General features: G+C 67.7%; 22 protein-coding genes. 12 read left to right on the top strand and 10 right to left on the bottom strand.

Translation table 11 applies throughout. From position 1 onward, the window contains the following. Positions 1–19 precede the first annotated feature (19 nt). From PV734_RS11450 to PV734_RS11440, 3 genes are all read left to right on the top strand, one after another. Positions 20–1,102 carry an inositol-3-phosphate synthase gene (locus tag PV734_RS11450; RefSeq protein WP_319289395.1) on the top strand — a complete coding sequence of 361 codons (1,083 nt, stop codon included), beginning with the start codon at positions 20–22 and terminating at the stop codon, positions 1,100–1,102. 106 nt (positions 1,103–1,208) lie between these two features. Further along, positions 1,209–2,471 carry an MFS transporter gene (locus tag PV734_RS11445; protein ID WP_319097766.1) on the top strand — a complete coding sequence of 421 codons (1,263 nt, stop codon included), beginning with the start codon at positions 1,209–1,211 and terminating at the stop codon, positions 2,469–2,471. Between the two features lie 116 nt (positions 2,472–2,587). After that, entirely contained in the window at positions 2,588–3,040 is a 453-nt protein-coding gene (locus tag PV734_RS11440; protein WP_319097765.1) for a hypothetical protein, read from the top strand. A 103-nt stretch (positions 3,041–3,143) separates the two neighbouring features. Here PV734_RS11440 and PV734_RS11435 read toward each other — a convergent pair whose 3' ends face one another. Further along, positions 3,144–4,586, bottom strand: coding sequence for a CCA tRNA nucleotidyltransferase (locus PV734_RS11435; RefSeq protein WP_319289394.1), 1,443 nt, complete (start codon positions 4,584–4,586; stop codon positions 3,144–3,146). Positions 4,587–4,805: 219 nt separating this feature from the next. On the opposite strand from PV734_RS11435, the gene PV734_RS11430 reads away from it, so the two are divergent. From PV734_RS11430 to trxA, 7 genes are all read left to right on the top strand, one after another. Continuing rightward, on the top strand, positions 4,806–7,178 hold the full coding sequence (locus tag PV734_RS11430; RefSeq protein ID WP_319289393.1) for a DUF6049 family protein: 2,373 nt from the start codon (positions 4,806–4,808) through the stop codon (positions 7,176–7,178). Between the two features lie 47 nt (positions 7,179–7,225). After that, positions 7,226–9,493: a murein biosynthesis integral membrane protein MurJ gene (gene murJ, locus PV734_RS11425; RefSeq protein ID WP_319289392.1), complete on the top strand. Its 2,268-nt coding sequence runs from the start codon at positions 7,226–7,228 to the stop codon at positions 9,491–9,493. Between the two features lie 118 nt (positions 9,494–9,611). Then, positions 9,612–11,330 carry a protein kinase family protein gene (locus tag PV734_RS11420; RefSeq protein WP_319289391.1) on the top strand — a complete coding sequence of 573 codons (1,719 nt, stop codon included), beginning with the start codon at positions 9,612–9,614 and terminating at the stop codon, positions 11,328–11,330. Between the two features lie 25 nt (positions 11,331–11,355). Further along, complete coding sequence (gene sigM, locus PV734_RS11415) at positions 11,356–12,066, top strand: RNA polymerase sigma factor SigM (protein ID WP_319289390.1); 711 nt, start codon at positions 11,356–11,358, stop codon at positions 12,064–12,066. Beyond that, entirely contained in the window at positions 12,063–12,911 is an 849-nt protein-coding gene (locus tag PV734_RS11410) for a hypothetical protein (protein ID WP_319097754.1), read from the top strand. Before sigM ends, PV734_RS11410 begins: the two co-directional genes overlap by 4 nt. Before the next feature lie 168 nt (positions 12,912–13,079). Further along, positions 13,080–14,051: a thioredoxin-disulfide reductase gene (gene trxB / locus PV734_RS11405; RefSeq protein WP_319097752.1), complete on the top strand. Its 972-nt coding sequence runs from the start codon at positions 13,080–13,082 to the stop codon at positions 14,049–14,051. Positions 14,052–14,094: 43 nt separating this feature from the next. Beyond that, positions 14,095–14,424, top strand: a complete 330-nt coding sequence (gene trxA, locus PV734_RS11400) for a thioredoxin (RefSeq protein WP_006374396.1) — start codon at positions 14,095–14,097, stop codon at positions 14,422–14,424. A gap of 84 nt (positions 14,425–14,508) precedes the next feature. On the opposite strand, the gene PV734_RS11395 is transcribed toward trxA, so the two are convergent. The 9 genes from PV734_RS11395 to rpmH form a co-directional block, all read right to left on the bottom strand. After that, the gene (locus PV734_RS11395; protein ID WP_319097750.1) at positions 14,509–15,126 is read right to left on the bottom strand and encodes a GNAT family N-acetyltransferase; all 618 of its coding nucleotides are present in this window, start codon (positions 15,124–15,126) and stop codon (positions 14,509–14,511) included. Between the two features lie 331 nt (positions 15,127–15,457). Continuing rightward, on the bottom strand, positions 15,458–16,558 hold the full coding sequence (locus tag PV734_RS11390) for a ParB/RepB/Spo0J family partition protein (RefSeq protein ID WP_319097748.1): 1,101 nt from the start codon (positions 16,556–16,558) through the stop codon (positions 15,458–15,460). Further along, on the bottom strand, positions 16,555–17,628 hold the full coding sequence (locus PV734_RS11385) for a ParA family protein (protein ID WP_319097789.1): 1,074 nt from the start codon (positions 17,626–17,628) through the stop codon (positions 16,555–16,557). The genes PV734_RS11390 and PV734_RS11385 overlap by 4 nt, the downstream gene beginning before the upstream one ends. 281 nt (positions 17,629–17,909) lie before the next feature. Continuing rightward, a complete protein-coding gene (gene rsmG / locus PV734_RS11380) occupies positions 17,910–18,626 on the bottom strand; it encodes a 16S rRNA (guanine(527)-N(7))-methyltransferase RsmG (protein ID WP_319097746.1) in 717 nt (238 codons plus the stop codon). Between the two features lie 181 nt (positions 18,627–18,807). Then, entirely contained in the window at positions 18,808–19,323 is a 516-nt protein-coding gene (locus PV734_RS11375) for a protein jag (RefSeq protein WP_006381195.1), read from the bottom strand. Positions 19,324–19,338: 15 nt separating this feature from the next. Then, a complete protein-coding gene (gene yidC, locus PV734_RS11370; RefSeq protein ID WP_319289389.1) occupies positions 19,339–20,622 on the bottom strand; it encodes a membrane protein insertase YidC in 1,284 nt (427 codons plus the stop codon). 3 nt (positions 20,623–20,625) lie between these two features. Further along, entirely contained in the window at positions 20,626–20,979 is a 354-nt protein-coding gene (gene yidD, locus PV734_RS11365) for a membrane protein insertion efficiency factor YidD (protein ID WP_105970238.1), read from the bottom strand. Next, positions 20,976–21,347: a ribonuclease P protein component gene (gene rnpA, locus PV734_RS11360; RefSeq protein ID WP_235476823.1), complete on the bottom strand. Its 372-nt coding sequence runs from the start codon at positions 21,345–21,347 to the stop codon at positions 20,976–20,978. The genes yidD and rnpA overlap by 4 nt, the downstream gene beginning before the upstream one ends. Positions 21,348–21,368: 21 nt before the next feature. Then, entirely contained in the window at positions 21,369–21,506 is a 138-nt protein-coding gene (rpmH, locus tag PV734_RS11355) for a 50S ribosomal protein L34 (protein WP_006381191.1), read from the bottom strand. A 386-nt stretch (positions 21,507–21,892) separates the two neighbouring features. Between rpmH and dnaA the strand changes: the two genes are divergently transcribed. Together dnaA and dnaN are read left to right on the top strand one after the other, a co-directional pair. After that, the gene (gene dnaA, locus PV734_RS11350) at positions 21,893–23,764 is read left to right on the top strand and encodes a chromosomal replication initiator protein DnaA (RefSeq protein ID WP_319097743.1); all 1,872 of its coding nucleotides are present in this window, start codon (positions 21,893–21,895) and stop codon (positions 23,762–23,764) included. Between the two features lie 923 nt (positions 23,765–24,687). Continuing rightward, positions 24,688–25,818, top strand: coding sequence for a DNA polymerase III subunit beta (dnaN, locus tag PV734_RS11345; RefSeq protein WP_006381194.1), 1,131 nt, complete (start codon positions 24,688–24,690; stop codon positions 25,816–25,818). Positions 25,819–25,884 lie beyond the last annotated feature (66 nt).

Genomic DNA, 25,884 nt, shown 5'->3' with positions numbered 1-25,884 from the left:
ACACACAGGGAGCAACCGAATGGGTTCCATTCGCGTAGCCGTCGTCGGCGTGGGCAACTGCGCCGCGTCGCTGGTACAGGGAGTCGAGTACTACAAGGACGCCGATCCGGCGTCGAAGGCCCCCGGCCTGATGCACGTCCAGTTCGGTGACTACCACGTCAAGGACATCGAGTTCGTCGCCGCGTTCGACGTGGACGCCAAGAAGGTCGGCCTCGACCTGGCGGACGCCATCGGCGCCTCCGAGAACAACACCATCAAGATCTGCGACGTGCCGCACACCGGTGTGAAGGTCCGGCGTGGCCACACCCTCGACGGTCTCGGCAAGTACTACCGCGAGACCATCGAGGAGTCCGAGGCCGAGCCGGTCGACGTCGTCAAGATCCTCAAGAAGAAGCAGGTCGACGTACTCGTCTGCTACCTGCCCGTCGGTTCCGAGGCCGCGGCCAAGTTCTACGCCCAGTGCGCCATCGACGCCAAGGTCGCCTTCGTCAACGCCCTCCCGGTCTTCATCGCCGGCACCAAGGAGTGGGCGGACAAGTTCACCGAGGCCGGCGTCCCGATCGTCGGCGACGACATCAAGTCCCAGGTCGGCGCCACCATCACGCACCGTGTCATGGCGAAGCTGTTCGAGGACCGGGGCGTGGTCCTGGACCGCACGATGCAGCTGAACGTCGGCGGCAACATGGACTTCAAGAACATGCTCGAGCGTGAGCGCCTGGAGTCCAAGAAGGTCTCCAAGACACAGGCCGTCACCTCCCAGATCCGCGACCGCGAACTGGGCGCCGACAACGTCCACATCGGCCCGTCCGACTACGTGGCCTGGCTCGACGACCGCAAGTGGGCGTATGTCCGCCTGGAGGGCCGTGCGTTCGGCGACGTCCCGCTGAACCTGGAGTACAAGCTGGAGGTCTGGGACTCCCCGAACTCCGCCGGTGTCATCATCGACGCCGTGCGTGCCGCGAAGATCGCCAAGGACCGTGGTATCGGCGGCCCGATCCTCTCCGCGTCGAGCTACTTCATGAAGTCCCCGCCGGTCCAGTACTTCGACGACGAGGCACGGGAGAACGTCGAGAAGTTCATCAAGGGAGAAGTCGAGCGCTGAGAGGAGTCCAGCGCCGACGAAGCCCCAACAGGCTTGTCGCTCCTGCCCGTCGAGGGTCCCCGGGTCATCCGCCCGGGGACCCTCCTCGTATGTGAGGCTGTGCCCCATGGCTGTCGTGCGTGACCTGCGGGTACTCCTGCACCTGAGGAACTTCCGGCGCCTGCTGGCCGTACGGCTGCTCTCCCAGGGCGCCGACGGCGTCTACCAGGTCGCACTCGCCGCGTACGTCGTCTTCTCGCCGGAGAAGCAGACTTCGGCGACCGCGATCGCCTCCGCCATGGCGGTACTGCTCCTGCCGTACTCCCTGGTCGGCCCTTTCGCGGGCGTCCTGCTGGATCGCTGGCGACGCCGCCAGGTCTTCCTGTACGGCAACCTGCTGCGCGCTCTGCTGGCATGCGTGACGGCCGTCCTGATGCTGAGCCACGTACCGGACTGGCTCTTCTACGTCTCCGCCCTCTGCGTCACCGGCGTCAACCGCTTCGTCCTGGCCGGCCTCTCGGCGTCCCTGCCTCGCGTGGTCGACGACGACCGCCTGGTGATCGCCAACTCGCTCTCCCCGACAGCCGGCACGCTCGCTGCCACCGCGGGCGGCGGACTCGCCTTCGTCGTACGGCTGGCGGGCTCCGACTCCGACGCCGCGGTGGTCCTCCTGGGCGCGGCTCTGTACCTCTGCGCGTCGCTCGCCTCCTTGCGTCTCGACCCGGAACTGCTCGGCCCCGAATCCGGGTTGGTGCAGCCCCGGCTGGGAGCCGCGCTCACCGGCACGGCGCGCGGCCTGGCGGCAGGCGTACGGCATCTGGTGGAGCCCGGGCGCCGGGAGGCAGCCTGGTCGCTGGGCGCGATGACGCTGATGCGGTTCTGCTACGGCGCACTGACGGTCATGGTGCTCATGCTCTGCCGGTACGCCTTCTCGGACGGCTCCGACGACGGACTGGCCCTGCTGGGCCTCGCGGTGGGCATCTCCGGGGCGGGATTCTTCGTCGCGGCCGTCATGACCCCGGCGGGGGTGGGGCGTCTCGGACCCGGCGGCTGGATCGTGGTGTGCGCCGGGATGGCGGCGGTCCTGGTGCCCGGCCTCGGTCTGGCGTTCACCGAGGTGCCCATGCTGATCGCGGCGTTCGTCCTGGGCCTCGTCACCCAGGGCTCGAAGATCGCCACGGACACGATCGTCCAGTCCTCGGTCGACGACGGCTTCCGCGGCCGGATCTTCTCCGTCTACGACGTCCTGTTCAACGTCGCCTTCGTCGGCGCGGCCGGAGTGGCGGCCTTGATGCTGCCCTCAGACGGTCGCTCGGTGCCGCTCTTGGTCACGATCGCCGTTATCTACGGGGCAATTGCTATGACTATGGCCCGCTTTGAACGCCGGTAAGTGTCACATGAAGGCCACAGAGACTCTCTGAGGTACAGAGTTGTCAGTGGGTCCCGGTAATTTACGTGCGTCTTACTTCACGCCAAGCGCACCCATACCCAAGGGGGACCCCCGAAGTGACCACCACTCCGCCACAGGACCAGAACCCGAACACCCCTGCTCCCGGCGAGCCGACGGCTCCCCAGCAGCCGTACCCGCCGCACCAGGGTGCCCCGTTCCAGGGAGTTCCGGTCCCGCCGCCCGCGCCGGCCAACCGCTTCAGCAAGAAGCTGCTGCGCATAGGCGTGTTCATCGTCGTCGCGATAGCCATCGCCGGCGGCAAGTGGTACTTCGGCCAGAGCGACGCGGAGACGACGTCCGTGGGCGCCTGTATGCACAACGACGGTTCGCAGAACGACGCGGACCTCAACGAGGTCGACTGCTCCTCCACCGACGCCCAGTTCAAGGTTGTCCAGAAGTTCGACAACACCAGCGACCCCGACAAGTGCGAGGCCGTCACGGAGTCGACGATCGCCTATTACCAGCAGGGCGGCAGCCACGACGTCGTGCTCTGCCTCAAGGAGATCTGAGCAGAACCAGCGAACCCGTAGCGGGCGGTGTTTCACGTGAAACACCGCCCGCTACGGGTTCCGGCGCGATGTTTCACGTGAAACATCGCGCCGTTTCACAACCTCAGCTCTGCTCTGCCCACCATCCCTTGAGCGCGGCCACCGCCGCTTCCCGCTCCATCGGACCGTTCTCCAGCCGCAGTTCCAGCAGGAACTTGTACGCCTGCCCGATCGCCGGACCCGGCCTGACGCCCAGAATCTCCATGATCTCGTTGCCGTCGAGGTCGGGACGGATCGAGTCCAGCTCCTCCTGCTCCTGAAGCTGGGAGATGCGCTCCTCAAGACCGTCGTACGCACGCGAAAGTGCCGTGGCCCGGCGCTTGTTGCGCGTGGTGCAGTCCGAGCGGGTCAGCTTGTGCAGACGGTCCAGAAGCGGCCCCGAGTCCCGCACATAGCGACGGACCGCAGAGTCCGTCCACTCGCCGGTGCCGTACCCGTGAAAGCGCAGATGGAGTTCGACCAGACGGGCGACGTCCTTCACCAGGTCGTTGGAGTACTTGAGCGCCGTCATCCGCTTCTTGGTCATCTTTGCCCCGACCACCTCGTGGTGGTGGAACGAGACCCGCCCGTCCTCCTCGAAGCGCCGGGTACGCGGCTTGCCGATGTCGTGCAGCAGCGCGGCCAGCCGGAGAACGAGGTCGGGCCCGTCCTCCTCAAGTTCGATTGCCTGCTCCAGGACGATCAGCGTGTGCTCGTAGACGTCCTTGTGCCGGTGATGCTCGTCGCGCTCCAGCCGCAGGGCCGGCAGCTCCGGCAGTACGTGATCGGCCAGGCCGGTGTCCACCAGCAGCGTCAGGCCCTTGCGTGGGTGGGCGGACAGGATCAGCTTGTTGAGTTCGTCCCGGACCCTCTCGGCCGAGACGATCTCGATACGTCCTGCCATGTCGGTCATGGCCGTGACGACCTCGGGAGCCACCTCGAAGTCGAGCTGCGCTGCGAACCGTGCGGCCCGCATCATCCGCAGCGGGTCGTCCGAGAAGGAGTCCTCGGGCGTGCCCGGCGTACGCAGCACCCGCCTCGCCAGGTCCTCGCGACCACCGTGCGGGTCGATGAACACCTTCTCGGGAAGAGCCACGGCCATCGCGTTCACCGTGAAGTCACGCCGGACGAGGTCTTCCTCGATGGAGTCGCCGTACGACACCTCGGGCTTGCGCGAGGTCCGGTCGTAGGCCTCCGACCGATATGTCGTCACCTCGATCTGGAAGCCGTCCTTCTGCGCCCCCACCGTGCCGAAAGCGATCCCGACCTCCCACACGGCGTCCGCCCAGGGCCGAACGATCTTCAGTACGTCGTCGGGCCGGGCGTCGGTCGTGAAGTCCAGGTCGTTGCCGAGCCGGCCCAGCAGCGCGTCCCGGACGGAACCGCCGACCAGGGCGAGTGAGAACCCGGCCTCCTGGAAACGGCGGGCGAGGTCGTCCGCGACCGGGGCCACCCGCAGCAGCTCAGTCACCGCATGGTGCTGCACCTGACTCAGGGCGCTGGACTTGTCTTCGTTGGCGTTCGACACAACAGAAAAGGGTACGTGGCCCGAGCGACAGCCCGCTCCTCCATAAAACGTCCACGCGGAACACCGGGGACTCGTCCATCAATACACGCACATAGGGGACAGCCGGACCATGTTCCACGATCTTGTGGAGCAGTCCGCGGCACTTCCCCTCAGCGCGCATCGTTACCATGCGTGGACGCACATTCCGACGACCACTGACGACGAGGGACGGGCGAACGCGTGGCCGAGGCGGCAGACTTCCCGGGGCTGACTCCCTCTCTCGCGCGCCGGTGGTTCCGGCGAGCCGGAGTGCTGCTCACGGGGGCGCCCCTGCTGGCTGGTCTCCTCCAACTACCCGCCGTGCAGCCCGCGTATGCCGCGGGGTCCGACCCGGTGGTCGTCTCCCTCGACTCGCTCACCCCCAGCGCCCCCACGGACGGGGACACGCTGACCGTGTCCGGCACGGTGACCAACAAGGGCAAGAAGGCGGTCACGGACGCTCATGTGGACCTGCGCGTGGGGCAGCTGCTGACCACCCGCTCGGGGATCGACGACGTCGCCGCGCGCACCGACTACGTATCGGGCGCAGACGGGACAGAGGTCGGCGGCAAGTACGTGGAGAAGTTCTCGAAGCTCCCGCCGGGCGTCGCTCAGCCGTTCACCATCTCCGTACCGGTCGACAAGCTGGATCTCGGCCAGGACGGCGTCTACCAGCTCGGCGTCTCGCTGTCCGGTGAGACGGCCACTGCGCCCTACGAGCAGGTGCTGGGAATCCAGCGGACCTTCCTGCCGTGGCAGCCCGAGGAGGCGGACACCAGAACCCGGACGACCTATCTGTGGCCGTTGATCTCCACGGTCCACATGACGGCGGAGACCGGCCCGGGCGAACAGCAGACGCCCGTCTTCCTCAACGACGACCTCGCCGCGGAGATCTCCCCGGGAGGACGCCTGGAGCAGATGCTGTCCCTGGGCAAAGGGCTCGACGTCACCTGGGTGATCGACCCCGACCTGCTGGCCTCCGTCGACGCGATGATCGGCAGCTACGGCATCCAGGGCGCCGGCGGCACCAGTACACCCGGAACCGGTCAGGCGGTCGCCAAGCAATGGCTCGCCGAACTCCAGGACGCCGTCGAGGGCAAGGAGGTCGTCGCTCTCCCCTTCGGCGACCCCGACCTCGCCTCCATCGCGCACAACGGCAAGAACGTCACCGGCACTCTGAGCCACCTCAAGAGCGCCACGGACGTCGCCACCGACACCGTGGAGACGATCCTCCACGTCACGCCGAGCACCGACTTCGCATGGCCGGTGAACGGTGCCGTCGACCCGTCGATCGTCAAGATCGCCACCTCGGCGGGAGCCGACAAGGTGATCGCGCGCAGCGACAGCCTGAAGGAGACCGGCGACCTGCCGTACACGCCTTCCGCGGCCCGCCCCATCGGCGGCGGCACCACAGCGGTGGTCGCGGACACGCGGCTGTCCACTGCGTTCCAGAGCGACCTGACGCGTGCCGGCAGCTCCACGCTCGCGGTGCAGAAGTTCCTCGCCACGAGCCTGACAACCACCCTTCAGACCGACAAGCAGCGCACCATCGTCGTCGCCCCGCAGCGCATGCCGTCCGCGAGCCAGGCCCAGACGATGGAGAAGGCGATCACCGCGCTCCAGGACTCGAACTGGTCCGAGTCCCAGGAACTCACCGCGACCGCCGACACCAAGCCGGACCCTGGCGCCACCACCAAGGTGCCCTCGGCGTCCTCGTACCCCGCCACACTGCGCAGGCAGCAGCTACCGCAGTCGGCCTTCTCACAGATCGCGACCACGCAGGACAAGCTCGACAACTTCAAGATCATTCTCACTGACAAGACACGCGTGGAGACCCCCTTCGGACGCGCGATCAACCGTGAGATGGCTACGTCGTGGCGCGGCCGGTCCGGCGAGGCGATCAGTTTCCGCAGAGGCGTGGAGTCGCACCTCAACGATCTGACCAACCAGGTCAAGCTGATCGAGAAGTCCGAGACGAAGCTCTCCGGCGGCAGCGCCACGATCCCGGTGACCGTCCAGAACAACCTCGTCCAGCCCGTGGACAACCTCGTGCTGCGGGTCACCTCGACGAACCCGACCCGGCTCAAGATCGGCGACAACGACTACCAGGAGCAGTCCGTCGCCGTCACCGGCGGGCACAGCCAGTCGGTGAAGTTCACCACCTCGTCCAACGCCAACGGCCCGATCACCGTGATCGCCCAGCTCTACACGAAGGACGGCCAGAAATACGGGCCGGCTGTCGCCTTCGACGTACGGGTCACCGAGTTCACGGCCATGGCGATGCTCGTCATCGGCGGCGGCTTCCTGCTGCTCGTACTCGCCGGACTGCGCATGTACACGCAGCGCAAGCGCGCCGCGGCCCGGCGAGCCCAGGAGCCCGGCGACGGGCACGAGGACGAGGCCACCGGTGAGAACGCCGACGCCGAGAACCACAACGGCGACGAGAGCCGTCCTAAGGGGGAGTCGGACGCAACAGTGCAAGCGGACGCCCCGGAGCAGCCGAGTGACCCGACGCCGAACACCGCATCGGAAAGCGCCGACCCGTCCGGAACGGGTGAGAGAGTGGACCGTTGAGCTATGTCGTGGCCGGTGGGCCCGGTGAACGATGAGGTGGAGTAAGCATGAACGCGCCGTACGACGGTGACCGCGGTCAGGGCGCGGGCGACTCGGGCCACCCCGAGGGCCCGCCGCCCGAGCACGGCCAGGTGCCGGCGCAGCCCCCCGCGGACGCGTATCTCCAGGACGCCTACGCACAGGACCCGTACCGGGCACAGGATCTCTCCGCCCAGGACCCAGTGGCCGAGGCGCTCTACGACCGCGCCGCGCACCCCCCGCCGCCCCCCGGGACCCATCAGCCGCAGCCCCCGCTCTACGGACAACCCGCCCAGTCGCCGTACGCCCCCGACCCGAACGTGTGGGCCCAGACCCCGGCCCCCGAGCCGGACGGAGCCACTCAGTACCTGCCGTACGGCGACGATCCCCGCACCACCCAGTACGTGGGCGTCGACGCCCTGGTCTCCCAGGCCGGCGAGCAACGGCACGAGCCGGACGCCTTCGCCCATCTGTTCCGGGACCAGCAGCAGGGCAGCGGACAGGGGCCCATGGAGCCTCCGGTGGTACCCGGGCCGTCTCCCTCGCCCGCGCCGGGCCAGAGCCCGGTCCCGCGGGCCCAGGTTCCGACGTCGGACGCCACGATGCAGCTCACCCCTCAAGCGGCGACCGCCCCGGCCGCGTCACCGACGACCCCCAAGAAGGGCGGTCGGGCCACGGGCCTGCTGAAGTCGAGCGCCGTCATGGCGGCGGGCACGATGGTCTCCCGCCTCACCGGCTTCGTCCGCTCCGCACTGATCGTGTCGGCCCTCGGCCTCGGCATGCTGGGCGACTCCTTCCAGGTCGCCTACCAGCTGCCCACCATGATCTACATCCTGACCGTCGGTGGCGGCCTCAACTCCGTCTTCGTCCCGCAGCTCGTGCGCGCCATGAAGGAGGACGAGGACGGCGGCGAGGCCTTCGCCAACCGTCTGCTGACCCTCGTCATGCTGGCCCTGGGCGCACTCACCGCGCTCGCGGTCCTCGCGGCTCCCCTACTGGTCCGCGCGCTGTCGGTGGAGATCGCCGACAATCCGGCGGCCAACGAGGTGGCCGTCACCTTCACCCGCTACTTCCTGCCCACCATCTTCTTCATGGGCATCCACGTCGTGATGGGGCAGATCCTCAACGCGCGCGGCAAGTTCGGCGCGATGATGTGGACGCCGGTCCTGAACAACATCGTCATCATCGTCACCCTCGGCATGTTCATCTGGGTCTACGGCAGCGCGGCGGACTCCGGCATGGAGGTCACCAGCATCCCGCCGGAGGGGCAGCGGCTCCTAGGCATCGGTGTGCTGCTCGGCCTCGTCGTCCAGGCCCTCGCGATGTTCCCGTATCTGCGCGAGGCCGGCTTCAGGATGCGGCTGCGCTTCGACTGGAGGGGCCACGGTCTCGGCAAGGCCGCGATGCTCGCCAAGTGGACGATCCTGTTCGTTCTCGCCAACCAGGCGGGCGCTCTCGTCGTCACCCAACTGGCCACCGCCGCCACCGGCGAGAACCCCAAGATCAAGGGCACCGGCTTCGCGGCCTACGCCAACGCGCAGCTCGTCTGGGGCCTGCCGCAGGCCATCATCACGGTCTCCCTGATGGCCGCCCTGCTGCCGCGGCTGGCCCGCTCGGCCCACGAGGGGGACAACGGCGCGGTCCGGGACGACATCTCCCAAGGACTGCGCACCACCGCCGTCGCGATCGTGCCCATCGCCTTCGGCTTCGTGGCTCTCGGCATCCCTATGTGCACCCTGATCTTCGGCTCCTCGGGCACCACCGGGGCAACCAACATGGGCTTCATGCTGATGGCCTTCGCCCTCGGCCTGATCCCCTACTCCGTGCAGTACGTCGTCCTGCGTGCCTTCTACGCGTATGAAGACACCCGCACTCCCTTCTACAACACGGTGATCGTGGCCGCCGTCAACGCGACGGCCTCCGCCCTCTGCTTTTTCCTGCTCCCGACCCGGTGGGCCGTGGCAGGCATGGCCGCCTCGTACGGTCTCGCATACGCGATCGGTGTCGGCGTCGCCTGGAACCGGCTGCGCAAGCGGCTGGGCGGCGACCTCGACGGCACCCGTGTCCTGCGGACGTACGCCCGGCTGAGCATCGCCTCGGTACCGGCCGCGCTCCTCAGCGGCGCGGCCTGCTACGGCATCGGCCACACTCTGGGCCAGGGCGTCGGCGGCTCCTTCGCCTCCCTCCTCGGGGGCGGTGCCGTCCTGCTCGTCGTCTTCTACGTCGCCGCCCGCCGTATGCGCATTGAGGAACTGAACTCGTTGGTGGGTATGGTGCGCGGGCGACTGGGACGATGAGTCGAGGGAAAGCGCACAACCATCGTCCGCCACCGCGTGTCGTGCAGAGCGACGGAGTGTGGGCACAATTGGGTTTGGCGTCGGAGAGCTCGCACATGATGGGGAGGCAGGAGCGACGGTGGCTGAACGGAGCACGGCTGCCGTCGACGTGGCAGCCAACAGCGGCGACGAGCCGCTGACCGCGCAGGCGGACGAGTCCACGGCCGACGGCGTGGCCCAGAACCGGGAGCGGGACACGGAGAACGACGAGGCACAGGGGAGCGGCGGGACCGAGAGTCCCGGAAAGGCCTCACCGCCCGAACTGCACAGCGGCCACAAACTCGCCAAGCGCTACCGCCTGGAGGAGTGCGTCACCCGTCTGGACGGATTCAGCAGTTGGCGCGCGGTCGACGAGAAACTGCGTCGCGCCGTCGGCGTGCACATCCTGCCCGCGGACCACTCACGGGCACGTTCCGTGCTGGCCGCGGCCCGCTCCTCGGCGCTCCTCGGCGACCCCCGCTTCGTGCAGGTCCTCGACGCCGTCGAGGAGAACGACCTCGTGTACGTCGTCCACGAGTGGCTGCCCGACGCCACTGAGCTGACCGCACTTCTGGCCGCCGGCCCACTGGAGGCGCACGACGCCTACCAGATGGTCAGCCAGATCGCCTCCGCCATGGCGGCCGCCCACCGGGAGGGCCTCGCGCATCTGCGCCTGACCCCGGGCACCATCCTGCGGAGCTCGTCCGGCCAGTGGCGTGTACGCGGCCTCGCGGTCAACGCCGCGCTGCGCGGCATCACGTCCGAGACCCCGCAGCGCGCCGACACGGAGGCGATCGGCGCCCTGCTGTACGCCTCGCTCACCCAGCGCTGGCCGTACGAGAACGACGCATACGGCCTGTCCGGGCTACCCAAGGGCGTCGGTCTGATCGCGCCCGACCAGGTACGGGCCGGTGTGCACCGCGGTCTGTCGGAGCTCGCGATGCGCGCGCTCGCAAACGACGGGGCCACCGCCTCACGCCACGAGTCCCCGTGCACGACGCCCGAGGAACTGGTCAAGGCGATCGGTGAGATGCCCCGCATCCGCCCGCCGGAGCCGGTCTTCACGGCCCCGCCCGACTACCAGCGCACCACCTACCAACAGGGCTCATACGGCCGCCAGGCGCCGCGCCCGGGCCTCACACAGCCCCTGCCCACCCCGCCGCCCCCACTGCAGAGCCGCACAGGCAAGGCCCTGAAGTGGGCAGTGTCGGCGCTGCTGATCGCTGCGCTGGGCCTGGGCAGTTGGCAGCTGGCGGATGCGCTCATCGACCGCAGCGGCTCCGACGACACCAAGCAGACCCAGACACCGGACGACAACGACAAGAACACCGACAAGGCGAAGCCGGTCACCACACTGAAGATCCAGGGCGCGGAGGAGTACGTCGCCAAGGGCAAAGCCCAGCACCCCGAAGACGTGGACAAGACGTACGACAACGACAGCTCGACGTACTGGCGCACCGCGAGCTACACCGACGGTCCGGACATGAACCCGGCGTACAAGCCCGGCGTGGGCATCGTCTACGACTTCGGCTCGGCCAAAGAGGTCTCGGCCGCTTCAATAGGGCTCCTCTTCGGCGGGGACCACACCACGGTCACGCTGTACGCGACGGATTCATCGAGTTCGTCGGTCCCTCTGACCTCGATGACGAAGCTCGGTACGGTGACGACCGAGGACACCACCGCCAAGGTCACGGTCGCCAAGCCCGTGAAGAGCCAGTACGTGCTGGTCTGGTTCACCGCCCTGCCGTATGCATCCGGTGACTCGTTCAGCATCGCGGGCTTCAAGCAGGCCATAACAGACCTCAAGTTCACCGGCTGACGATCCACCGAAGGGAAGGGGGCCCATGGCGGAAGGCACCGCGTTCGACGGAGTGAGCGATCAGGACCTCCTCGCCCGCCATGTCGACGGTGACCCCGACGCCTTCGGTGAGATCGTGCGTCGGCATCGTGACCGGCTCTGGGCGGTGGCTCTGCGGACGCTGGGGGACCGCGAGGAGGCCGCTGACGCCGTCCAGGACGCCCTCGTCTCCGCCTACCGGGCCGCCCACACCTTCAGGGGCCAGTCGGCCGTCACGACCTGGCTGCACCGCATCACGGTGAACGCCTGTCTGGACCGCGCGCGTAAGGCAGTCTCCCGCAAGACCTCCCCGGTCGACGACACCGAACGGCTGGAGCAACTGCTTGAGCCGCACGAGTCGGCGTCGGCTCCGGCCGAGCGCAACGACCTGCACCGCCAGCTCATCGAAGCGCTCGGCACCCTCCCGCCCGACCAGCGCGCGGCCCTCGTCCTGGTGGACATGCAGGGCTACCCGGTCGCGGAGGCCGCCCGTGTCCTGGACGTGCCCACCGGGACGGTGAAGAGCCGTTGCGCCCGAGGCAGAGCCAGACTCCTGCCGCTCCTCACCCACCTCCGCCCGGAAAACACCGGTGGCGGAAAGGAATCAGGTGACGGACGGAACCGGGCGCAGGGGACATCCGTCCCACCCGCAGCGGGACCGAAGGACGCAGGGCCAAGCGATTCGAATGCTGTGAAGGGCGGAGGTGGGCGAGCGTGACATCCACGACGGACACGGCCGGACACCCGGACGTCACGGAGATCACCGACCTCACCGAAGGCCTGCTCGCACCGTCCCGGACCTCGTACGTACGACAGCACCTGGACGAGTGCGTTCTCTGCGCCGACGTGTACGCCTCCCTGGAGGAGATCCGGGGCCTCCTCGGCTCAATGCCGAGCCCTGCGCGCATGCCGGACGACATCGTCGGCCGCATCGACGCCGCCCTCGCCGCAGAGGCCGAGGAGGCGCATGTTTCACGTGAAACATCGACTCCCCCCGACCGTCCAGCGGACCGTCCGACCGGGTACGCTCACGCGGCCACCGGGCCCGGCCGCAAGACCGGCACACGGCGCGTACGGCGCCGGACCCTTGTCCTGGGCACCGCCTTCACCGCCGCCGCCCTGGGGCTCGGCTCCCTGCTGATGTCGTCTCTGGGCGATGACAACAAACAGCCCGAGGCCGCGAGCACGTTCTCCGGGCAAAAAGTGGAGAGCCAGGTCGCCGAACTACTCAAAGGCCAGGGCGGCAAGAAGAGCACCCGCAACGGGGGTCCGTCGGTCGGCATGCAGGATCACCCCAGCGACCTGACGACCAACGAACACCCGGAAACCCTCATCAAGCCGACATCGGTGCCCGCGTGCGTCCTGAAAGGCATCGGGCGCACCGACACATCCGTCCTCGGCGTCAAGCAAGGCACCTATGACGGCACCGACGCGTACCTCGTGCTGCTGCCCGCAGCGGGCGACGACACCCGCGTCACCGCTTACGTCGTCGACTCGGCCTGTGTGAAGCAGCCGTCGGTCCCGGCAGAGGTTCTGCTGACGCGGTCCTACGCGCGTTCCTGAGCGCGGACGCTTCGCCTCCCCTGCCCTGGCATCCCTTGCCGAGTGACGCCCCTGTGTGCCCGGACACAGCGGGAATGCGGGCCCCGTAGGATCCGTTGGGTGGGGTGAGAGTTCTGAGAGAGGCTCCCACCGGTCAGACGAAGCCGTCCAGAAACGAGGAAACACGCCGTGAGCGACGTCCGTAACGTGATCATCATCGGCTCAGGGCCCGCCGGCTACACGGCGGCGCTCTATACCGCACGCGCGTCGCTGAAGCCTCTGGTCTTCGAGGGCGCCGTCACCGCCGGTGGCGCGCTCATGAACACCACCGAGGTGGAGAACTTCCCCGGCTTCCAGGACGGCATCATGGGCCCCGAGCTCATGGACAACATGCGCGCCCAGTCCGAGCGCTTCGGCGCGGAACTCGTTGCGGACGACATCGTCGCCGTCGACCTCACGGGTGACATCAAGACTGTCACGGACACCGCGGGCACCGTACACAAGGCGAAGGCCGTCATCGTCGCCACGGGCTCGCAGCACCGCAAGCTCGGCCTGCCGAACGAGGACGCCCTGTCCGGCCGTGGAGTCTCCTGGTGCGCGACATGCGACGGCTTCTTCTTCAAGGACCAGGACATCGCCGTGATCGGCGGTGGCGACACCGCGATGGAAGAGGCGACCTTCCTCTCCCGCTTCGCGAAATCGGTGACGATCGTCCACCGCCGTGACACGCTGCGCGCCTCCAAGACGATGCAGGATCGCGCCTTCGCCGACCCGAAGATCAAGTTCGCCTGGGACAGCGAGGTCGCCGAGATCCAGGGCGACCCGAAGCTCGCCGGGCTGAAGCTGCGCAACGTCAAGACCGGCGAACTGTCCGACCTGGCCGTGACAGGCCTGTTCATCGCTGTCGGCCACGACCCACGAACCGAGCTCTTCAAGGGTCAGCTGGACCTCGACGAAGAGGGCTACCTGAAGGTCGAAGCTCCCTCGACGCGGACCAACCTGAGCGGTGTCTTCGGCGCCGGAGACGTGGTCGACCACACCTACCGCCAGGCGATCACCGCGTCCGGGACCGGCTGCGCCTCCGCTCTGGACGCCGAGCGCTTCCTCGCCGGCTTGGCGGACAACGAGCAGCAGGCCGAGCCTGAGAAGACCTCTGTCTGACCCCCTCCCGCCCCACCGCAGCACCGAGTAAAAGGAGCCCCCTGTGGCCGGCACCCTGAAGAACGTGACCGACGATTCCTTCGACGAGGACGTCCTCAAGAATGACAAGCCCGTCCTGGTGGACTTCTGGGCCGCCTGGTGCGGACCGTGCCGCCAGATCGCGCCGTCGCTTGAGGCTATCGCCGCCGAGTACGGCGACAAGATCGAGGTCGTCAAGCTCAACATCGACGAGAACCCGGGTATCGCCGCCAAGTACGGCGTGATGTCCATCCCGACCCTGAACGTCTACCAGGGTGGCGAGGTCGCCAAGACCATCGTCGGCGCCAAGCCGAAGGCCGCGATCGTGCGTGACCTTGAGGACTTCATCGGCTAGCACTTCAGCGTGACAGCCGATGTTTCACGTGAAACACGAGTGGGCCGACCCTAAAGGGTCGGCCCACTCGCTTTGCATCACGTCTCAGAGCGGCCGAAGTGCCGGCTCCTTGTGTACTGCTCCCAGCAGCCGATCGATTGCCATCTCCACGTCTTCCTTCCAGGAGAGCGTCGTCCGCAGCTCCAACCGAAGCCGAGGGTGCACGGGATGGGGCCGCACCGTCTTGAAGCCCACAGCGAGAAGATGGTCTGCGGGCAGGACGCAGGCCGTCTCCTTCCAGCGGGCGTCCCCGAAAGCCTCGATCGCCTTGAAGCCCCTCCGCAGAAGATCCTTGGCCACCGTCTGCACCATCACGCGCCCCAGTCCCTGCCCCTGGTAACCCGGCATGATGAACGCGGTCATCAACTGCACCGCGTCAGGCGAGACCGGGCTCGTGGGAAACGCCGTGGCCCGGGGAACGTAGGCCGGAGGCGCGTAGAGCGCAAAGCCCACCGGATTGTCGTCGACGTACACGACACGGCCGCAGGAACCCCAGTCCAGGAGAACAGCTGAGATCCACGCTTCCTTCTCCAGCGCGGGTGTCCCCGCCTTTACCGCGGCTTCCCCGCTGACGGGGTCCAGCTCCCAGAAGACGCACGTGCGGCAGCGCTTGGGAAGGTCCGGAAGGTTGTCCAGCGTGAGCGGTACGAGCCGACGCCCCATGAAGGCTGTTCCTCGCTTCCTTCGCCCGCAGCGTCGCGAGCGGCTGTCAGAGCGTTTCGTTCCCTGACCAGACTGCCGACGAACCCGCCGACGGCGCCCAGTCCCAGACCCGCGCTCATCAGTCCGGTGCGGCTCACGATTCGCATGACCCCCGCCTCCCCAACTCAGAGGTGCTGCCAGGTGGATGCGCCATACCCAAACGCATCGTATCGACGAAGCGATTGCATCGATAGCGCATGAAAGCAAAGAGCGGGCTGTGTCCGCCTGTACACCGGACACAGCCCGCTCCGGCCGCCGATCGAGCGGTAACCGCCCTGGCCGGCCAAGCTCCTCAGTCCTCCGACTCCTCGGAGTCGTCGTCCAGAAGGCTCTTCTGAAGGACCGGACCCTCACCCGGGGCCAGGGAGCTGAGAATGCGCTCAAGGTCCTCCATCGAGGCGAACTCGACGGTGATCTTGCCCTTCTTCTGTCCCAGGTCGACCTTCACCCGCGTCTCGAAGCGGTCCGAGAGGCGACCGGCAAGATCGGTCAGGGCCGGAGACACCAGGGCGCCCGCCCGCGGCCCCTTGCCCCTCGCGGCCGTCTGCGGCCGTGAACCCATCAGGGTCACGATCTCCTCGACGGCCCGTACCGACAGCCCCTCGGCCACGATCCGGTGAGCCAGCCTGTCCTGCTCCTCCGAATCGTCCACGGAGAGAAGCGCCCGGGCGTGCCCGGCGGACAGGACTCCGGCGGCCACCCGACGCTGGACCGCCGGCGAGAGCTTCAGTAGACGCAGGGTGTTGGAGACCTGCGGGCGGGAGCGGCCGATCCGGTCCGCCAGCTGATCGTGCGTGCAGTGGAAGTCCTTGAGCAGCTGATCGTAGGCCGCCGCCTCTTCCAGCGGGTTCAGCTGAGCCCGGTGGAGGTTTTCCAGCAGCGCGTCCAGGAGGAGCTTCTCGTCATCCGTGGCCCGCACGATCGCCGGGATCGCCTCCAGGCCCGCTTCCCTGCACGCCCTCCAGCGCCGCTCGCCCATGATGAGCTCGTAGCTGGTGGGACCCACCTGCCGTACGACGACAGGCTGAAGGAGACCGACCTCCTTGATGGAGGTGACCAGTTCCGCCAATGCGTCCTCGTCGAACACATCACGCGGCTGTCGCGGGTTCGGCGTGATCGAGTCGATGGGCAACTCGGCGAAGTGCGCACCGATCGGAGGCGCCGGGGACTCTCCGAAGCCGTTCGAGGAAGCATCCTCTGTTTCACGTGAAACATTCGGGAGCGCGGCCACCTTCGCCGCAGCCACTCCACGCTCGGCGGTGAGGACCGGAACCGCCGCCGGTGAGGTGGAGGCAGTGCCCCCCATCGCCGGTGGCGTCGGCCTGTCTCCGGTCGGTGCCGATGGGATCAGTGCGCCGAGACCACGGCCCAACCCCCTCCGTCGCTCGCTCACTGGATACCCTCCACGATGCTCTGTTCGCTCTGTGCGCCGATGTGGACGTGCTGCGCGTCATAGCTGACGCCGACACCCTTCAGCGCGATTTCCCGGGCCGCCTCAAGATAGGACAGGGCCCCACTCGATCCTGGATCGTAGGTGAGCACCGTCTGTCCATAACTCGGCGCCTCGGAGATACGGACCGAGCGCGGAATGCTCGTCCGCAGCACCTCGTCGCCGAAGTGGTTGCGCACCTCGTCCGCGACCTGGGACGCGAGACGCGTCCGGCCGTCGTACATGGTGAGCAGAATCGTCGTTACCTGAAGGTCGCGGTTGAGGTGGGCCCGCACCAGATCGACATTGCGCAACAGCTGACCCAAGCCTTCCAGCGCGTAGTACTCGCACTGGATCGGGATGAGCACCTCGGCACCGGCGACCAGCGCGTTGACCGTCAGCAGACCGAGCGAGGGCGGGCAGTCGATGAGGATGTAGTCCAGAGGCTGCTCATACGCCTGGATCGCTCGCTCAAGCCGGCTCTCTCTCGCCACCAGGGACACCAGCTCGATCTCAGCACCGGCGAGATCGATGGTGGCGGGTGCACAGAAGAGGCCCTCGACGTCGGGGACCGGTTGAACGACTTCCGAGAGTGGCCTGCTGTCGATCAACACGTCATAGATGGAAGGAACATCGGCGTGATGGTCGATCCCCAGCGCCGTGGAAGCGTTGCCCTGAGGGTCGAGGTCCACGACCAGAACGCGGGCCCCGTGCAGGGCCAACGAGGCGGCGAGATTGACGGTTGTCGTCGTCTTCCCCACTCCGCCCTTCTGGTTGGCGACCACCATGACACGGGTCTGCTCCGGCCGTGGCAGGCCTTCGCCGGCCCGCCCCAGAGCCTCCACCGCCAATTGGGCAGCACGACCGATGGGAGTGTCGTCCATCGGGGGCGGTGTTTCACGTGAAACATCCTGCCCGATCGACTCGGTTCGGGGACCGGGGACCGGATCGGTCATCGGTCCCGCGATGTTGGCGTTGGACCGCAAGGATTCACTCTCCTCGACATCAGGCTCGCAATGAACAGAGCCTGCCATGCCTTCGGGGTCGCGAACCAGTGAGGCCTGGTGTTCTGTGGAGAAATCCACCTCTGTGGACAACTCCGTTACCTCTCTGGGTGAACCAAGAGGCTTTCGGTCGCGGGGGGCGGCCGCGGCCCGGCCGCGGCTGATGATGCCGTGCAGCAGTGAGCGACGTTTCACGTGAAACAAGATGCCCAGCCGGAAGGGCCCAGGCCGCGCGACACTCCGAGATGCGTAGGTTAGGCAGCTTGTGTGGAGTACGTCTCGTCGTCAGGACGGATCAACGAACGGGAAGATCAGCGCCGCCGACGCGCCCGCCCCGTCCGGGCAGCCTTGGCCCGCTTCGCCGCGAACCGCACTCCACCGGGACTCTCGCCGACCTCGACACGCACGACGGTCGACAGCGGGTCCACCACACCCTCACCCACATGCAGGATGGACGTCCCAACCGCCCCGAGCTTGCTCAGCGCGGTGGCCGAGGCCTTCAGCTCCTCCTCGGCGGTGTCCCCCTTGAGCGCGAGCATCTCCCCGTACGGACGCAGCAAGGGAATGCCCCAGGTGGCCAGCCGGTCCAGTGGAGCCACCGCACGTGCCGTCACCACATGGACCGGCTGGAGCGTTCCCATGACCTCTTCGGCACGGCCACGGATGACCGTCACATGGTCCAGGCCCAGCAGCTCGACGACTTCACTGAGAAAGTTCGTCCGCCGCAGCAGGGGCTCCAGCAGCGTGATCTTCAGGTCTTCCCTGACCAGCGCCAGCGGAATGCCGGGCAGGCCGGCGCCCGAACCCACATCGCACACCGTCACGTTCTCCGGCACGACCTCGGAGAGCACCGCACAGTTCAACAGGTGCCGCTCCCACAGGCGGGGCACCTCACGCGGGCCGATCAGACCGCGCTGCACACCGGCCTCCGCGAGCAGTTCCGCGTATCGGACCGCGTCCGCGAAGCGATCGCCGAACACCTCGCGCGCCTGCTCGGGCGCCGGGGGGAGCTCCGCTGCCTCCGTCACGGGGGACCGTCCTTCCGTACCGCATGAGCGCACTGAGCGCTGTTCACCAGGACTACAGGGACTGGAGCTGTCGAGGACCACACGGGGACGAACAGAGGACCAACAGCTGCCGGGGACTACAGGCTGACAAAGATCGGCCCCGTCTGCGCAACAGACGGGGCCGGAGGGTCGTACGTACCGGTCAGGCGGGAAGGACGACGACGAAGCGCTGCGGCTCCTCGCCCTCGGACTCGCTGCGCAGACCGGCGGCCTTCACCGCGTCGTGCACGACCTTGCGCTCGAACGGGGTCATCGGCTTCATCTTGACGGGCTCACCGGAGCTCTTGACCTCGGCCGCGGCCTTGGCGCCCAGCTCCGAGAGCTCCTCACGCTTCTTGGCGCGGTAGCCCGCGATGTCGAGCATCAGCCGACTGCGGTCCCCGGTCTCCCGGTGCACGGCCAGGCGCGTGAGTTCCTGGAGGGCCTCCAGCACCTCGCCGTCCCGGCCGACCAGCTTCTGCAGGTCGCGGCCCCCCGCGTCGCTGATGATGGAGACAGCGGCGCGGTCGGCCTCGACGTCCATGTCGATGTCGCCGTCGAGGTCGGCGATGTCCAGCAGACCCTCAAGGTAGTCCGCCGCGATCTCACCCTCCTGCTCCAGGCGGGACAGGGTGTCGACACCCTCGGCTGCGGCGGAGGTGGTGGTGCCTTCCGTCACGGGATGGACTCCTTCTTACTTCTTGGACGGGGACTTGGGGCGCTGCGGACCCTTGCGCTGTCCTGACTGGGCCTTGCTGCGGGTACCGGAACCCGGCTTGGAGGCTGCCTGCTTGGCGGCCCCTCCGGCCGGCTTGGCGTCCTGCGGCTCGTCGGACTTGATCAGCGACGTCGGGGAGGTGTCCGGCTCGGCACCGCCTGCCGCCCTGGGGCCCGACTGACGCTGGGACTTGCTCTGGCGCTTGGGCTGCTGGCGCTTGGCGGTGGCGCTGGTGGACGTACCGTCCTCGGTCTCGGCGACATCGGCGTTCACGCCCGCCGTCACCGTGCCGTCGGGCTGGGCCGCCAGGCCCGCCTTGTTCAGCGTGGTGATGAACTTGCGCTCGAACTCGTTGCGATCGCGGCCCTTGGCGACGATGGCCTTCACGATGGCGCGCTCACCGCGGCTGCGGGTCTTGCCGTGGTGCGTGACGTGCTTGTACAGGCGCTCCAGGTAGGCGGCCTGCGCCTTGCTCCCCGGGGTCGGGTTGTTGCGGATCACGTACATCTGCTGACCCATGGTCCACACGTTGGTGGTCAGCCAGTAGACGAGGACACCGACCGGGAAGTTGATGCCGAAGAAGGCGAACATGACCGGGAAGACGTACATCAGCATCTTCTGCTGCTGCATGAACGGCGTCTTCACCGTGGTGTCGACGTTCTTCGTCATCAGCTGGCGTTGCGTGTAGAACTGCGACGCCGACATCAGGATGATCATGATCGCGGTGACGACGCGTACGTCGGTGACCGTGGCGCCCAGATCCTGGACGGTGCTGGAGCCGTCCCTGAACTTCGCGGCGAGCGGGGCACCGAAGATGTGGGCCTTACGGGCGCTGGCCAGCAGCGAATCGTTGATGACACCGATGGTGTCGCCCGTCGCGATGCCGTTGAGCACGTGGTACAGGGCGAAGAAGAACGGGGACTGCGCCAGGATGGGAAGGCATGAGGAGAGCGGGTTGGTGCCCGTCTCCTTGTACAGCTTCATCATCTCTTCGGACTGACGCTGCTTGTCGTTCTTGTAGCGTTCCTGGATCTTCTTCATCTCGGGCTGCAGTGTCTGCATGGCCCGAGTCGACTTGATCTGCTTCACGAAGAGCGGGATCAGGCAGATACGGATCAAGATCACCAGGGACACGATGGACAAGCCCCAGGCCCAGCCGGTGTCGGGGCCGAAGATCGCGCCGTACACCTTGTGGAACTGGACGATGACCCAGGAAACGGGTGTCGTGATGAAGCTGAAAATGCTGGCAATCGTGTCCACTAATCATGCTCCTTGGACATGGGACGGGGTCTCGGCGGCCGGACTCGAGGGGTTCTGGCCCTCGATGGCCGCGCCGGCGGCGGAGGTCCCGCCCTTGCGTGCGTGCCAGGCGTTGCGCAGCATTTCGTGCCACCGCGGACGCTTGCGCGGCGGGACATGGTCCACGCCGCCGAGCGACCACGGGTTGCACCGCAGGATGCGCCAGGCGGTGAGCGCCGTCCCCTTGACCGCACCGTGCCGGTCGATGGCCGTATGGCCGTAGTGGGAACACGACGGGTAGTACTTGCACACCGGTCCGAGCAGCGGACTGATCGTCCACTGGTACAGCTTGATCAGAGCCAGCAGCGGGTACTTCATCGCGCGCCCCCTCCCAGCAGCCGCTGCAGAGCGGCGTCCAGGTCTCGGGCCAACTGTGCATGGTCGGCATCGCCCGCACCGGGCAACGCTCGTACGACTACCAGGCTACCGGGGGGCAGCTCGGCGACTCGGTCGCGCATCAGGTGGCGAAGCCTGCGCTTCACCTTGTTGCGGACGACCGCGCCGCCGACTGCCTTGCTGACGACGAAACCCGCACGCGTCGGGGGAGCGCTCTCCCCAGGCGCGTGCGGGTCCGTGGTACCGCTACGAAGATGGACGACGAGGAGCGGGCGGCCTGCCCGGCGACCCCGTCGTACCGCGGTCGCGAAGTCCTCGCGCCGCCTCAGCCGATGCTCGGTAGGCAGCACGACGTCATGACCTGATCAGGATCAGGCGGACAGGCTCGCGCGACCCTTGCCACGGCGGTTCGCGAGAATCGCGCGACCGGCACGGGTACGCATCCGCAGGCGGAAGCCGTGGGTCTTCGCGCGGCGACGGTTGTTCGGCTGGAAGGTGCGCTTGCTCACTCGGGGGCTCCAGAAAGAATCGGTAGGTACCGGGGTGCCGTCTTGGCTGTCACCGTGCGCCCACGAGTAGCTCGCTTACGCCCGATTGCACCGCTCCCGATCACTGAAGGATGCCCTGGTAGGAGCACTCCACGTGATCTATGCCCATCGGAGGCAGGCGGCAGCAGCCATCGACAACTCGACCTGGTCACGGTACGCGGGGCTACGCCATCCGGTCAAACCAGCACCCGGGGCGAGACACTATCCACAGCCTGGGGACAACAACTTGAACCGTACCCGTCGCCCTGACTACCGTGGCCGGACTCCCTACCGCCCGTTCCACCCGATGTACATCCCGATACGTCCCAGAACCACACGTTCGTGGGACCCGTGAGAGAGCGTGCCCTGTGGCTGACGTACCTGCCGATCTTGCCGCAGTGTGGCCACGAGTGCTGGAACATCTCCTCGGTGAGGGCCGTGGACAGGGCGTCGAGGTGAAGGACGAGCGCTGGATCAGGCGCTGTGAGCCGCTGGCCCTGGTCGCGGACACCGCGCTCCTCGCCGTACCGAACGAATTCGCCAAAGGCGTGCTCGAAGGCCGCCTCGCACCGATCGTCAGCGAGACACTCAGCCGCGAGTGCGGCCGGCCGATCCGCATCGCGATCACCGTGGACGACTCCGTCGGCGAGCCCTCCCCGCCCGCGCCCATCCCACCGCAGTCGCGCTATGAGGACTCCGAGCTCCCCCCGGCCCGCGACCCCTACCAGGGATACGGCCGCCACCGCGCCGACGACCACTCCCAGACACGTGACGGCCAGCAGCCCTCCCACGCGGACCAGCTCCCGACCGCCCGCCCCGCCTACCCCTCCGAGTACCAACGCCCCGAGCCCGGCGCCTGGCCCCGGCCGACGCAGGACGACTACGGCTGGCAGCAGCCCCGGCTCGGCTTCCCGGAGCGCGACCCGTACGCGTCACCGTCCTCCGACTACCGCCCGCAGCCACCGCGCGACCGCTCGCCGTACGAGCAACAGCGCTCCGAGTACGAACAGCAGCGTTCCGACTACGGACAGCAGCGCTCGGACTACGAGCAGCGCGACGGCCGCCGTGACCTGTCGGATTCCCAGTCGGGCGGCGGTCACCCGCACCGGGGCGGACCCGGAGGGCCCGGGGGCGCCGTGCGTCCCGGCGGTGGCGCCCCCGGCTCACCGGCCTCGCGACAGGCCCCGGCACCGGGTCCCGGCGAGCCCACCGCACGCCTGAACCCCAAATATCTGTTCGACACCTTCGTCATCGGGGCGTCGAACCGTTTCGCCCACGCGGCCGCCGTCGCCGTGGCCGAGGCACCCGCGAAGGCGTACAACCCCCTTTTCATCTATGGGGAGTCCGGACTCGGCAAGACACACCTGCTGCACGCGATCGGGCACTACGCGCGGAGCCTCTACCCCGGCACGCGCGTGCGATATGTGAGCTCGGAGGAGTTCACCAACGAGTTCATCAACTCCATCCGAGACGGCAAGGGCGACAGCTTCCGCAAGCGCTACCGCGAGATGGACATCCTGCTCGTCGACGACATCCAGTTCCTCGCGGACAAGGAGTCGACGCAGGAGGAGTTCTTCCACACCTTCAACACGCTCCACAACGCGAACAAGCAGATCGTGCTGTCCAGCGACCGGCCGCCCAAGCAGCTCGTCACGCTGGAGGACCGGCTGCGGAACCGTTTCGAGTGGGGACTGATCACCGACGTCCAGCCGCCCGAGCTGGAGACGCGTATCGCCATCCTCCGTAAGAAGGCGGTCCAGGAGCAGCTCAACGCCCCACCCGAGGTCCTGGAGTTCATCGCCTCCCGTATCTCGCGGAACATCCGTGAGCTGGAGGGTGCGCTGATCCGGGTGACGGCGTTCGCCTCGCTCAACCGGCAGCCGGTGGACCTCGGCCTCACGGAGATCGTCCTCAAGGACCTGATCCCGGGCGGCGAGGACTCGACCCCCGAGATCACCGCGCCGGCCATCATGGCGGCGACCGCCGACTACTTCGGCCTCACGGTCGAGGACCTCTGCGGCAGCTCACGCGGCCGTCAGCTGGTCACGGCCCGCCAGATCGCCATGTATCTGTGCCGGGAGCTCACCGACCTGTCCCTGCCGAAGATCGGGGCACAGTTCGGCGGCCGCGACCACACGACCGTGATGCACGCCGACCGCAAGATCCGCGCGCTGATGGCGGAGCGGCGCTCCATCTACAACCAGGTCACCGAACTGACCAACCGCATCAAGAACGGCTGACAGCAGCACGGTCACGGCACCGAGGGCGCCCCGGGACATGGTCCCGCGGGCGCCTTTCGCCGTTCTCCGACGGCCTCCTGAACGGCTGCCGGCGCTGCCCCGCCGGTTTCGGCGCCCGTCGACCGTTGCCGCGCCGCAACCCACTGTTCGAATGCGGGCCGGGTTACGGCCACCCTCCACAGATTCAGTGACTTTTTCGCGTCCACACCCTGGGGACCGCGAAGTTGTCCAGACTGTGTCCACAGGCGAGGCTGGTGATAGACCATCAGAGCAGGTCAGGTGGCTGTGGATTGGTGGACAAAAGATCTCCACAGGCTGTGGACAAGAAAATGATCCACAGGCTGTGCACGGAGTTGTCCACCGGTGGCCCACAGGCTGCGGCCGGTTGTCCCCAGCGATCACCGGCTTCTCCACACCTCTGTCCACTGTTCGGCAACACGACGCGCCTCCTCACCACGTCGAGTGAAAGGCGTCACACCAGGGCGCCAGGTTGGGCTGTGGGAAAGGTGGGTAAAGCTGGGGACGGTCCTGGGGAGAAGTAGCCCCCGCCTGTGCATGGGGTGTGCAGAACTTTCTGTTCTCCACAGAAGAGGTGAGTTGTCCACCGCCTCCACCCACAGGGTCAGTGGATAAAATTTGCGGCCTGAGCTGCGAAAACGGGGTTATCCACGGTATCCACAGCCCCTACTACTACTGACAACTAGAGAGAGCTGGATATCCGTTTCGAAGCGGGGCCTGTGCACAACTCGCTCTCGGGAGCCCGGCTGCCCCTCGTCACGACTTGACCCGAGAGGCACCTACTGTCAGTGCTGTGCGTCAGACTGTTCCCCGGTGTCCTTCCCAGCACGGGGACCGACGACACCGAGACAGACGACGAAGCCAGGCAGGCCGAGAAGCGCCGGCAACAGCAGGAGGCGGCAACAGTGAAGATCCGGGTGGAACGCGACGTACTCGCGGAGGCAGTTGCCTGGGCGGCGCGCAGCCTCCCGGCCCGTCCGCCGGCCCCTGTCCTCGCCGGACTCCTGCTGAAGGCCGAGGAAGGCCAGCTGAGCCTGTCGAGCTTCGACTACGAGGTCTCCGCCCGGGTGTCGGTGGAGGCCGAGGTCGAGGAGGTGGGCACCGTCCTGGTGTCGGGCCGGCTCCTCGCCGACATCTGCCGCGCGCTTCCCAACCGCCCGGTGGAGATCTCCATGGACGGTGTCCGGGCGACGGTGGTGTGCGGCTCGTCCCGCTTCACGCTCCACACACTGCCTGTGGAGGAGTACCCGGCGCTGCCGCAGATGCCCACCGCGACCGGCACGGTGCCCGGTGAGGTCTTCGCCTCCGCCGCCGCGCAGGTGGCCATCGCGGCCGGCCGTGACGACACGCTGCCCGTCCTCACCGGTGTGCGCATCGAGATCGAGGGCGACAGGGTGACGCTGGCCTCCACCGACCGCTACCGCTTCGCGGTCCGCGAGTTCCTGTGGAAGCCGGAGGACCCGGAGGCGTCCGCGGTGGCCCTGGTGCCCGCCAAGACGCTCCTGGACACCGCCAAGGCGCTCACGAGCGGTGACAGCGTGATCCTGGCGCTGTCCGGCTCGGGCGCGGGTGAGGGCCTCATCGGTTTCGAGGGCGCCGGCCGTCGCACGACGACGCGTCTGCTGGAGGGCGACCTCCCGAAGTACCGCTCGTTGTTCCCGACGGAGTTCAACTCCATCGCCGTGATCGAGACCGCCCCCTTCGTGGAGGCCGTCAAGCGTGTGGCCCTGGTGGCCGAGCGGAACACCCCGGTGCGGCTCAGCTTCGAGCAGGGTGTGCTCATCCTGGAGGCCGGTTCCAGCGACGACGCACAGGCTGTGGAGCGGGTCGACGCCCACCTGGAGGGCGACGACGTGTCGATCGCCTTCAACCCGACGTTCCTGCTGGACGGCCTGAGCGCGATCGACTCCCCCGTGGCCCAGCTGTCCTTCACGACGTCCACGAAGCCCGCGCTGCTCAGCGGCAAGCCGGCCCTGGACGCCGAGGCGGACGAGGCGTACAAGTACCTGATCATGCCGGTGCGCCTGAGCGGCTGAGTCTTTTCGAACGGCTGATCGTCTCCGACGGAAACACCGCAGGTGGGGGGCGTACGTGTGAGCGCG

The organism is Streptomyces sp. AK08-02 (assembly GCF_033795085.1).
In the GTDB taxonomy this organism is placed as follows: domain Bacteria; phylum Actinomycetota; class Actinomycetes; order Streptomycetales; family Streptomycetaceae; genus Streptomyces; species Streptomyces echiniscabiei.
Note: the sequence above shows the minus strand (reverse complement) of the source record. Positions and strands in the feature narration are given on the sequence as shown.